The sequence below is a fragment of the Mesorhizobium sp. M7A.T.Ca.US.000.02.2.1 genome, from assembly GCF_003996995.1.
Classification (GTDB): domain Bacteria; phylum Pseudomonadota; class Alphaproteobacteria; order Rhizobiales; family Rhizobiaceae; genus Mesorhizobium.
The window spans coordinates 1-11,636 of sequence record NZ_RZTT01000184.1 but is presented as its reverse complement, the minus strand read 5'-3'; the positions used below and the strand labels follow the sequence as shown (position 1 = coordinate 11,636).

Genomic DNA, 11,636 nt, shown 5'->3' with positions numbered 1-11,636 from the left:
CCTGGCGCTGCTGCCGACCATCATCGACCTCGCTTCGGTCAGCATCGTCGGCTGGGTCGAGCTGACGGCGACCATGGCCGTGGTGCTGGTCGCCATCGATCTCGGCTGGGTGCTCGCCGCATCACAGGCGCGCAAGCTTTTGAAGAGCAAACGCGCCATGAAGATCGCCAACCGCGTCAGCGCGACGACGATGGCCGGCGCCGCGGCGGCGATCGCTGCTCGGTGACGTTCCCTCGCCCCGTTTACGGGGAGAGGGTGGCCCGAAGGGTCGGGTGGGGCAGCGCAAAGTTGGCCCTCCATTCACGGATGTTGGTGCCGCCCCTCGCCTGTCTGCCGGCATCTTCTCCCCGTAAAAAGGGGAGAAGAAAGCAAATTCACCGTGCCATGGCGTGGTATTCGTCGTTCGGGCGCATGTCGATTGCCGCGGCCACGCGGTTCGACATGTTGAAGAAGGCAGCGGTCGAGGCGATGTCCCAGATGTCGCGATCGGTGAAGCCGGCCTGACGCAGCGCGGCCCGGTCTGCCTCGACGATCTTGGCCGGCTCTTGCGTCAGCTTGACGGTGAATTCGAGCATTGCCACCTGCCTGGGCGAAAGATCGGCGGCGCGGAAATTCATCACCATCATTTCGCCGAGCGGCGGGTCGCCGGAGAGCTGGCGCACCGCCGCGCCATGCGCGGTCAGGCAATAGTAGCAATGATTGATCGAGGAGACGGCGACCGCGATCATCTCGCGTTCCAGCTTGGTCAGCCCGGACTCACCCAGCATTAAATCGTTGTACATGTCGGTGAAGGCGCGCAGCTTCTTGTCGTCGAAGGCATAGGCCCTGAGCACGTTGGGGACGAGGCCGAGCTTCTCCTCGCATTTGGCGAAATAGGTTTTTGTCGCCTCGCTCAGCTCTCCCTGGCCAAGATCAAGCGCGCTGATTTTGCCGGTCATGGGTCATTTCTCCTCGTTGCGCGGCATCTTGTCGCCAAATTCCGATAATTCTTGGCAAGCCGTCAAACCTTTGTCGCCAAACAGCGGTCATCTGCTACCATAATCGTAAAAGCATTCGACGGGAGGGACGTGCGTCATGGCCAGCGTGAAATCCGCGAGCAAGCCGAAGAAAAAAGCCACGGCAGCGATTAAAGCGGAGGAAAGGCCGGCCAGGCTTGCAGACTATCTGCTCGCCCGCGCGCCAGCTGAAGACATTGCTCCCTACGATGTGGCCGACCTGGAGCGGGCTGCCGATCTCGCCGGCCAGGCAGTCGCCACTCACAGGAAAGGCGAGTGCGTCGTCGCCGTCGATGCCGATTCGGGCGTTGTGCGAGACGGCCGCCCGATGACGGTTGTCACAGTCGTCAACGACAACATGCCGTTCCTGTTCGATTCCATCCTCGGCGAGATCACCGAGACATCGGGCGAACCGACCCTGGTCACCCATCCGGTTATCGTGGTGCGCCACGGCAAGGGCGGCGTGGAAGAAATCCTCGGCGACGGCAATTTCGCCAAGGACGATGGCAGCCACGACCGGCTTAGCGTCATCCATGTCCACATCCCGCGGCTGACATCCGAGCAGGCGAGCGGATTGAGCGAGCGGCTGCGCAAGATCCTTGGCCAGGTTCATGCCGCCGTTCACGACTGGAGGCCGATGCTGGCCCGCCTCGATCAGGCGATCTCGGAATTCCGCTATACGGCCGTGCCGCTCGACAAGAAGAGCGTTGCCGAGGCCCTCGCCTTCCTGGAGTGGCTGCGCGACGACAATTTCACCTTCCTTGGCATGCGCGAGTTCAAATACACCGGCGGCGAAGAAAGCGGTACGCTGGAGCGCGCTGAAAAGCCCGGCCTCGGCATCCTGTCCGACCCCGACGTGCTGGTGCTCAGGCGCGGCACCGAAGCGGTGACGACGACGCCGGAGATCCGCGCCTTCCTGCATGGGCCGGAGCCGCTGATCGTCACCAAGGCCAATGCCAAGTCTTCCGTGCACCGCCGCATCTATCTCGACTATATCGGCGTCAAGACCTACACCGCCAAGGGCACGCTCGCGGGCGAATTGCGCATCGTCGGTCTGTTCACCTCGACCGCCTACACGCGCTCGGTCATGAAGATCCCGTATCTCAGGTCCAAGGCCGAAACCATCATCGCCAAGTCCGGCTTCGACCGGCACGATCACTCCGGCAAGGCGCTGATCAACGTGCTGGAAAGCTATCCGCGCGACGAATTGTTCCAGGTGCCGGTGCCGATCCTGAGGAAGCACGCCGCTGCCATTCTGGGCCTGGTCGAGCGGCCACGCGTGCGGGCGCTGGTGCGCGCCGACCAGTTCGACCGTTTCGTCTCGATCCTCGTCTTCGTGCCGCGCGACCGTTACGACAGCGTCGTGCGCGAGAAGATCGGCTCGTATCTGAAGACCGTATTCGAAGGCCGGCTGTCGGCCTACTACCCGGCCTTTCCCGAGGGCGGGCTGGCGCGCGTGCACTTCATCATCGGCCGCTCCGGCGGCAAGACGCCGAAGGTCGAGCAAGCGACGATAGAGGCGGCGATCCGCGACATCGTGCGTACCTGGGAGGACGCCCTTTCCGATGCGGCCGAGGCCAGTGGCGGCGACCAGGCTTTGAAGGCGATTGCCGCGCGGCTGCCGGAAAGCTACCGCGATTCGTTCAGCGCGGCGGTGGCGCTGGCCGATGCCAGGCGCATTGCCAAGATCAGCGCCGGCAATCAGATCGCCATCGATTATTATCGTCATGCCGAGCAGAAACCGCATCAGGCGGCGCTGAAAATCTATCACCATGGCAGCCCGGTGGCGCTGTCGCGGCGGGTGCCGGTGCTGGAAAACATCGGCTTCCGCGTCATCAGCGAGCGCACCTTCGAGGTCGGCGACGAACAATCCGGCCTGGTCTTCATCCATGACATGGAGTTGGAGAACAGCTACGGCAAGCCGATCGACCTGACTGACGGCGGCGCGCTGTTCGAGGACGCTTTCCTCTCTGTCTGGCGAGGCGACGTCGACAATGACGGCTATAACGGCCTTGCCCAGACCGCCGGCTTGTGGTCGGGCGAGATCACCATCCTGCGCGCCTATGGCCGCTATCTGCAGCAGGTGGGCATTCCGCAAAGCCAGGATTTCATCGCCGCCGCGCTCAATCGCTATCCCGACATAGCGCGGGGCCTGCATGCGCTGTTCATCGCCCGGCTTGGCCCGACGGCCGAGACCGAAGGCGTGGTGGCCGCAAAGCACCTCAAGGCCAAGATCAAGGACGCGCTGGAGGATGTGCCGAACATCGATGACGACACCATCATCCGGCGCTATCTCAATCTGATCGAAGCCTCGCTGCGCACCAATCATTTCGTTGCCGATACGAAAGAGAAAGGCCAGTCGCTGGCGATCAAACTCGATTCGCACGCGGTCGAGGGCTTGCCGGCGCCGCGGCCGTGGCGAGAGATCTTCGTCTACGGTTCCGAGGTCGAAGGCCTGCATCTGCGCTTCGGTCCGGTGGCGCGCGGCGGCCTGCGCTGGTCCGACCGCGCCCAGGACTACCGCACCGAGGTGCTCGGCCTGGTCAAGGCACAGCAGGTCAAGAATGCCGTCATCGTGCCGGTTGGCGCCAAGGGCGGCTTCTATCCGAAGAAGCTGCCGATGAGCGCCGGTCGCGACGCGATCTTCGAGGCCGGCACCTCGGCCTACAAGAATTTCGTCTCCAGCCTGCTGTCGATCACCGACAATATCGGTCTCGACGGTGTCATCCCCCCGGCCGGCGTCATCAGACGCGACCCGGACGATCCGTATTTCGTCGTTGCCGCCGACAAGGGCACGGCGACCTTCTCCGACACCGCCAACGCGATCTCGGAGAAGCACGGCTTCTGGCTCGACGACGCCTTCGCCAGCGGCGGCTCGGCCGGCTACGACCACAAAAAGATGGGCATCACCGCCAAGGGCGCCTGGGAAGCGGTCAAGCGGCATTTCCGCGAGATCAACCGCGATATCCAGACCTCGTCCTTCAGCGTCGTCGGGGTCGGCGACATGTCGGGCGACGTGTTCGGCAACGGCATGCTTTTGTCGCCGAAAACCCGGCTGATCGCCGCCTTCGACCATCGCGATATCTTCATCGACCCCGATCCCGACATGGCAGCCTCGATGGCCGAGCGCGAGCGCATGTTCGCGCTGCCGCGTTCGAGCTGGCAGGACTATGACAAGACGAAACTGTCGGAAGGCGGCATCATCGTCTCGCGCAACCAGAAATCGATCACCTTGCCGGCGGCGGCGGCGGCGGCGATCGGCCTGGCCAAGACCACCGCCACGCCGGTCGAGATCATGACCGCCATCCTCAAGGCACCGGTCGATCTCCTGTGGTTCGGCGGCATCGGCACCTATTTGCGATCATCGACAGAGACCAATGCCGAGGTCGGCGACCGCGCCAACGATGCCATTCGCATCACCGCGCTCGATGTCCGGGCGAAAGTGATCGGCGAGGGCGCCAATCTCGGCGTCACGCAGCGGGCGCGCATCGAGTTCGGCCTGAATGGCGGCCGCTGCAATTCCGACGCCATCGACAATTCGGGCGGCGTCAACTGTTCCGACGTCGAGGTCAACATCAAGATCGCGTTGGCATCCGCCATGCGCAAGGGGTCGTTGACGCGCCCGGCACGCAACAAGCTGCTGGCCGAGATGACCGACGAGGTCGGCTCGCTGGTGCTGTCGAACAACTACCAGCAGACGCTGGCGCTTTCGATCGCCCGCAAGCGCGGCCTCGCCGACATCGCGCATCAGAGCCGCTTCATGACGGCGCTGGAGGCGCGCGGCCTGCTCGACCGCACTGTGGAGACGCTGCCGTCGCCGGCAGCGCTCGCCGAGCGCGAAGCGCGCGGCGAACCGCTGACGAGAGCCGAACTTGGCGTGCTGCTCGCCTATGCCAAGATCGTGCTGTTTTCCGACATCGTCGCCAGCGACGTGCCGGATGACGCGCATTTCGATCGCGACCTGATGGGCTATTTTCCCGACCGGATGGCGAAGAAATACGCCGCTGAGATCCATGGCCACCGGCTGCGCCGCGAGATCATCACGCGCGTCGTCGCCAACGATCTGGTCAATCGCGGCGGCCCATCCTTCGTCAACCGGCTGCAGGAAGCCACGGGGCGCACCGCCCCCGACGTGGTGCGGACCTTCGCCTTGGTGCGCGACGGTTTTGCGCTGTCGGCGCTCTATCGCGAGATCGACGCGCTCGACAACCAGATCGACGGCCAGGTGCAACTCGATCTCTATCAGATGGTCAGCCGGCTGATCTACGTGACCAGCGGCTGGTATCTCAAGAACGATGCCGGCACGGCACCCCTCGGCCAGCGCATCGCCGAGCTGCAGGAAGCACGCAAGGCGCTGGAACCCAAGCTCGTTTCGCTGCTGCCGGCTTTCTCGCGCGAGCGTATCGAGGAGAAGCGGCACGGGCTGTTCAAGAGCGGTGCGCCGGAAGGGCTGGCCGGGCAACTGGCGCTCAGCGAGGTGGCGGAACTCATCCCCGACATCGCGCTGACGGCGCGCACCGCCGGCGCCGATATCGTCGCCGCGGCCAAGGCGTTCTTCGCCGTCAGCGATGCCTTCCGCATCCCGCGTGTCGAGGACGCCGCACGCTCGATCACGCCTTCGGACTACTATGATCAGCTTGCACTGTCGCGCGCCACCGACACGATCGGCGGCGCACGGCGCGGCATCGCGGTCGCAGCACTGACAGGCCACGCCGGGACGGCGGACCCGGTGGCGGCCTGGCTGGACGCCGGTGGCGAGCGGGTGGCGCGCATCCGCGAGCGGCTGCAGGCGCTGACCGAGGGCGGCGACATCACCGTGTCGCGGCTGTCGGTGGCGTCGGGGCTGATGAGCGATCTGACGGGGATGTGAACCGCCGATGATCACCACACGCATCACCGGATGCGTGTGGCTCTTTTCGAATGCCATCCGCTTCGAAACCAGCGTTCTACAAGCTCACCAGGAATGTTTGAGCGTGCCGACGATCTTCAGCCGGTCGCCGTAAAATTCGGTTCCGTAATAGCTGGTTGTCAAATACTTCCGGTCGAACAGGTTCGTTGCGTTCAGGGCCAACGTCACGTCCTTGGTCATCTTGTAGCTGATCGCCGCATCCACCAGTGCGTAGCCGCCAATCGAAGTCGTGTTCGCGTCATCCCCGTAGGTTTGTCCGATATAGCGCACGCCTCCGCCGATGGTCAGGTCGCCACGCCGTCCCTCCTCGGGTAGCGTATAATCAACCCAGGCCGAAGCCAGGTGGCGAGGGACACGCTGCGGCCGATTGCCGGCATTTCCTCCAATACCGTCTTCCAGGATCTCGGCATCCCAGTAGGAATAGGCAAGTGTCAGGTTCAGGTTTTCCGCAATGGCGGCCTTGCCCTCGAGTTCGATGCCGCGGACGCCAACCTTGCCAATCTGCTGCTGGACAACAGGCGTGACATAGGTCGGAACATTGGTTTGGGTAAGGTCGAAGACCGCGGCCGTGAACAGGCCGTCGAAGCCGTCGGGCTTGTACTTGATACCTGCCTCATACTGCCTGCCCTCTTGAGGCTTCAGCGAACCCGAGACCGCATATCCATTGGCGCTTGGCGCCACGAGCGGCTGGAAGCTTTCCGAATAGTTGGCGTAGACCGCGAGGTTCGGAGTGAATTTGTAGGTCAGGCCGGCGCGCTTGGTGAAGGCGGACGCCGTGTCGTCGTCCTGCGTTCCCGAGTCGAGATAGTCCGCCGTCGTATGCACGCGGTCCCAGCGCCCGCCCAGGGTGACGATCCAGCGGTCGTCAAACGTCAATTGCTCCTGGGCATAGACACCGACCGCCTGTTGCTTGACCCGCCAGTTCACGTAGGGGCCGAGATTGATGCAGGACAGACCGCAATAGGCCGGATTGTCGATGTCGATGGGACCGGCGGTGCCGAAGAGGATGTTTTCACGGGTGTTGTCGTTGGCGTAGTCGACGCCGACGAGCGTCTTGCTGTCGATCCCGTCCCAGCCCGTATCGTATTGCAACTGATTGTCGAAGGCATAGCGGTTGGACATGCCATCGACGGAAAATGCCGTGCGGTCCGCCGTGGGGTCAAGCGACGCGCCGTAGACCTCGGCGTAGTCGAGGCTCAAATGCGTGTAGCGGGCATTGGAGCGCAAGGTGAGGTTCTCGTTGAACTCGTGCTCGAACTGGTAGCCGATATCGACCTGCTCCGTGTTGAAGCGGTTGAAATCCGGCTCGCCCAGGAATGTGCCGATGTCGATATTGCCGCCAGCCGGGGTGCCGCGTGCGCCTGTGCCATCTCGCTTGTAATAGTCAGTCAGGATGGTGAGCGACGTTCCTTCCTCGGGCTTGATGGTCAACGCGGGCGCGATGTAAAGCCGATCGTCGTTGGAATAATCCCATCCTTGATCGCCATCCTTGGCCAGCCCTGTGAGCCGATAGGTCCACACGCCATCGGGGTCGATCGGCCCGCCAAAATCAACGCCAACCTCCTTGGTACCGTCGCCATAGGACGTGTAAATCTCCCCCTGCTTCTGGTCCAGCGGCCGCTTGGTGATGGCATTGACCAGCCCGCCAGGGCCGTTGAGACCAAAAAGCGTCGATGTCGATCCCTTCAGGACCTCCACGCGCTGAAGTCCGTAAGGCTCGAGACGGCCGGCCGTGAACCAAGCGGGGATGCGCGCCGTGAGACCATCGCGATAAGTGCCGAGCGATGTCTGGTCGAAACCGCGGATACGAATGTAGTCAAATCGGTCATCGTTGCCGAACTCGTCGGTGAGGACGCTGGATGTATAGGCCACGGCCTGCTGGAGGCTTTCGACATGGCGTGCCTCCAGTTCCTTCTGGGTAACAACTGAAACCGAGGCGGGAACGTCGACGATGGGCGTGTCGGTCTTGGTGCCGGTCGCCGTATCCTCGGCGACGATCGTTTGATCGGGCCCGACAAGGCGGTCCGACTTGCCGGTGACGACGATGGTTTCCAGTTGAGTTGCATCGTCCGGCGAAATCACCTGGGCCCGGCCGGCCCCCACCGCTCCAAAAGATGCCGCTATCAAGGCACTGCTCGCAATCAATCGCCTTGCCTGAGTGCGCGACAATGCCTGTCGACCAATCGTCATCTCTTATTCCCTGTCAGACCAATATCGAGCCGTTCGACCGGCGACTTTCCGGCCCTGCGCGAGCGCAATTAGTCAAAGAGTCAACTTAAATAATCAAGAAATTCGCGCCGGCGGCAATCGCCGCGAAGCAGGGGGTGGAGGACGGCGCCTGACCTTCGGTCCGACTTCCCCCACGAGAAAAAATAGGGCTTGGTCGCGCGTCGCGGACGAAAGCCAATTGCTGGGTTTTCGGACAACGAACGCCCGGAGGGGCAAGGGACGGCACCAAGCTTGGTTCATTGCATGAGCGCATGAAACATGCAGACATGGCGCCCGACACGGAACCGGTGCCGGGGGATCATCATGACGGTAGAGACAGTGCAGCGTGCGTCCGGGCGCGGCATCTGGGGATGGATGTTGTTCGACTGGGCGGCGCAGCCGTTCTTCACCGTCGTCACCACCTTCATCTTCGGGCCTTATTTCGTGTCGCGGATGGCGAGCGATCCGGAAACTGGGCAGGCGGCCTGGGGCTACGGCATTGCCGCGGCCGGCCTTGTCATTGCAGTGCTGTCGCCGATCCTCGGCTCGATCGCCGACCAGACCGGACCGCGCAAGCCGTGGATCGCATTCTTTGCCGCGGTCAAGATCACCTGCCTTTGCACGCTTTGGTTCGCGGCCCCCGGTTCGAACCTTTTCCTGGTCGTGCTGTTCTTTTCGCTGGCGTCGGTGGCGGCGGAGTTTTCGACCGTGTTCAACGATTCGATGATGCCGCGCCTGGTGCCGAAGAGCGAGATCGGCCGGATTTCCAACATGGCCTGGGGGCTTGGCTATCTCGGCGGCATGATCGTGCTGGTCTTCGTCGTCGCCTGCCTGGCCGGTTCGCCGGAGACCGGCAAGACGATCATCGGCATCGACCCGCTGTTCGGACTCGACCCGAAGCTCGGCGAGGATGCGCGCGCAACCGGGCCTTTGTCAGCCGGCTGGTACTTCCTGTTCATCCTGCCGATGTTCTTTTTCACGCCCGACGCCATCAAGGGCCTGCCGATCGGTCCGGCTGTGCGAGAGGGGCTGGCGGAGCTGAAAGTGACATTGGGCGAGGTGCGTAAGCGCAGCGGTATCTTCCGCTTCCTGGTCGCCCGCATGATCTATCAGGATGGCGTCAACGCGCTGCTGGCGTTGGGTGGCACTTTCGCCGCTGCGATGTTCCACTGGTCGATCACCGAGATCGGTATTTTCGGCATCATTCTCAACGTCGTCGCCATCTTCGGCTGCCTGGTTGCAGCCCGTCTTGATACGGCGCTTGGCTCAAAAACCATCGTCATGATCTCGCTGGTCCTGCTCAGCATCGCCACGATCGGCATCGTCTCGACCGGGCCGGGCTATACGTTGTTCGGCCTCTGGATGATGCCTGGACCGGACAGCGGCGGCCTGTTCGGCACGGCAGCGGAAAAAGCCTACATCTTCTTTGGCCTGTTGATCGGCGTGGCGTTCGGGCCGGTGCAGGCGTCGTCGCGATCCTATATGGCGCGCAGCGTCACGGCGGCAGAATCCGGCCGCTATTTCGGCATTTATGCGCTGGCCGGGCGGGCGACCAGTTTCCTGGCGCCGTTCATGGTCGCGTCGGTCACCCTGGCCAGCGGCTCGGCGCGGCTCGGCATGGCGGTGATCGTGCTGTTCCTGGGCATCGGCATGGCGATCCTGGTCATGACGCCCTATCCGGCGGACCGGCCGGTGGGATAGGAGCGCCTCTTTCCTTCTCTCCCTGTGGGAGAAGGTGGCCTCGCGAAGCGAGGTCGGATGAGGGGTGTTCCAGGGAACACCAACGTCTCACTTCGCTGGACACCCCTCAACCGTCTCGGCGCTACGCGCCGATCCACCTTCTCCCGCAAGGGGAGAAGGAAGAAGTGCGTCAATGCCGGAAATGCCTGATCCCCGTAAACACCATGGCGATGCCGTGCTCGTCGGCAGCGGCAATGACGTCCTTGTCGTTCATCGAACCGCCCGGCTGGATGACGGCGGTGGCGCCGGCGGCGATTGCCGACAGCAAGCCATCGGCGAAGGGGAAGAAGGCGTCGGAGGCGACGACCGAGCCCTTGGTCAGCGGTTCGGCAAGGCCGGCGGCCTCGGCGGCGTCGAGTGCCTTGCGGGCGGCGATGCGTGAGGAATCGACCCGGCTCATCTGGCCGGCGCCGATGCCGACGGTGGCGCCGTCCCTGACGTAGACGATGGCGTTGGACTTGACGTGCTTGGCGATGCGGAAGGCGAATTTCAGGTCGGCCATTTCGGCCGGCGTCGGCGCCCGCTTGGTTACCACTTTCAGTTCGAGGTCGTCGACGACGGCGTTGTCCCGGCCCTGGATGAGCAGGCCGCCGGCGACGGACTTGACCGTCGTGCCCGGCGTGCGCGGGTCCGGCAGCCCACCGGTGACCAGCAGGCGCAAGTTCTTCTTCGCCGCCACGATGGCCGCTGCCTCATCGGTGGCGCCGGGCGCGATGATCACCTCGGTGAAGGTTTTCACGATCTCTTCCGCCGCCTCGGCGTCGAGAGTGCGGTTGACGGCGATGATGCCGCCGAAGGCCGAGACCGGGTCGCAAGCCAGCGCCTTGGCGTAGGCGGCTTTCAGCGAGGCGCCTTCGGCAACGCCGCACGGATTGGCGTGCTTGATGATGGCGACGGCGGCGGAAAGGTCGGGGTCGAACTCGCCGACCAGTTCGAAGGCGGCGTCGGTGTCGTTGATGTTGTTGTAGGATAGCTGCTTGCCCTGCAGCTGGCGCGCCGTGGCGACGCCCGGGCGCTTGTCGCCGTTGACGTAGAAGCCGGCGCTCTGATGCGGGTTCTCGCCATAGCGCATCACCTCGACCAACCTGCCGCCAAAGGCGCGCCATGTCGGATGTTCGATCTCGAGCGCCTCGGCGAACCAGCCGGAGATCGCCGCGTCATAGCTGGCGGTGCGGGCAAAGGCCTTGGCCGCCAGCTTCTTGCGGAAATCCAGCGACAGCGAGCCGATGTTCATCTCCAGCGCATTCAGCACCGAGGCGTAATCGCCGGGGTCGGTGACGATGGCGACATAGGCGTGGTTCTTGGCCGAGGCGCGGATCATCGCCGGCCCGCCAATGTCGATGTTTTCGACGATCGACGCGTAGTCGGCGCCGGAGCGGCGGACCTCCTCGAACGGATAGAGATTGGAGACGACGAGATCGATCGGCTCGATGCCGTATTTGCGCATTGCCGCGGAATGCTCCGGATCGTCGCGCACGCCAAGCAGCGCGCCATGCACCCCAGGATGCAAGGTCTTGACGCGGCCGTCCATGATCTCGGGGAAACCGGTGAGCTCGGAGACGTCGCGCACCGGAAGGCCCGCGTCAGCGATCGCCTTTGCCGTGCCGCCGGTCGAGACCAGCTCTACGCCTGCGGCTGCCAGCGCTTTGGCGAAATCGATGAGGCCGGTCTTGTCGAAAACGGAGAGCAGGGCGCGACGCACGGGAACAAGGTCTGGTGCGGGAATGTTCTTGGCGGCGACGGCCATGGGCTGGCAGCCTTTCACGACTGGTGTGATGGATGCC

5 protein-coding genes and 1 pseudogene are annotated in these 11,636 nt (G+C 63.7%); 3 read left to right on the top strand and 3 right to left on the bottom strand.

All coding sequences use genetic code 11. The annotated features are described in order from the left end of the window. Window positions 1-226 (top strand): annotated as a pseudogene (locus EOD15_RS18230) (LysE family translocator); the annotation flags it as partial. 148 nt (window positions 227-374) lie between these two features. On the opposite strand, the gene EOD15_RS18225 reads toward EOD15_RS18230, so the two are convergent. Next, window positions 375-938, bottom strand: a complete 564-nt coding sequence (locus tag EOD15_RS18225) for a peroxidase-related enzyme (protein ID WP_127322519.1) — start codon at window positions 936-938, stop codon at window positions 375-377. 136 nt (window positions 939-1,074) lie between these two features. Between EOD15_RS18225 and EOD15_RS18220 the strand changes: the two genes are divergently transcribed. After that, window positions 1,075-5,865, top strand: a complete 4,791-nt coding sequence (locus tag EOD15_RS18220) for an NAD-glutamate dehydrogenase (RefSeq protein WP_127408706.1) — start codon at window positions 1,075-1,077, stop codon at window positions 5,863-5,865. Window positions 5,866-5,949: 84 nt separating this feature from the next. Here EOD15_RS18220 and EOD15_RS18215 read toward each other — a convergent pair whose 3' ends face one another. After that, window positions 5,950-8,094, bottom strand: coding sequence for a TonB-dependent siderophore receptor (locus EOD15_RS18215; RefSeq protein WP_127322102.1), 2,145 nt, complete (start codon window positions 8,092-8,094; stop codon window positions 5,950-5,952). A gap of 342 nt (window positions 8,095-8,436) precedes the next feature. Here EOD15_RS18215 and EOD15_RS18210 point away from each other — a divergent pair, with 342 nt between their 5' ends. Further along, window positions 8,437-9,813, top strand: a complete 1,377-nt coding sequence (locus EOD15_RS18210) for an MFS transporter (protein WP_127322103.1) — start codon at window positions 8,437-8,439, stop codon at window positions 9,811-9,813. Window positions 9,814-9,982: 169 nt separating this feature from the next. Here the strand turns inward: EOD15_RS18210 and purH are convergent, their stop codons facing one another. Further along, entirely contained in the window at window positions 9,983-11,599 is a 1,617-nt protein-coding gene (gene purH / locus EOD15_RS18205; RefSeq protein WP_127408705.1) for a bifunctional phosphoribosylaminoimidazolecarboxamide formyltransferase/IMP cyclohydrolase, read from the bottom strand. Between the last annotated feature and the right edge of the window lie 37 nt (window positions 11,600-11,636).

What these genes read in the sequence shown, in the direction of transcription:
- EOD15_RS18220 (WP_127408706.1), top strand. Translation starts at nt 1,075, where the DNA reads ATGGCCAGCGTGAAATCCGCGAGCAAGCCGAAGAAAAAAGCCACGGCA.
- EOD15_RS18225 (WP_127322519.1), bottom strand. Translation starts at nt 938, where the DNA reads ATGACCGGCAAAATCAGCGCGCTTGATCTTGGCCAGGGAGAGCTGAGC.
- purH (WP_127408705.1), bottom strand. Translation starts at nt 11,599, where the DNA reads ATGGCCGTCGCCGCCAAGAACATTCCCGCACCAGACCTTGTTCCCGTG.
- EOD15_RS18210 (WP_127322103.1), top strand. Translation starts at nt 8,437, where the DNA reads ATGACGGTAGAGACAGTGCAGCGTGCGTCCGGGCGCGGCATCTGGGGA.
- EOD15_RS18215 (WP_127322102.1), bottom strand. Translation starts at nt 8,094, where the DNA reads ATGACGATTGGTCGACAGGCATTGTCGCGCACTCAGGCAAGGCGATTG.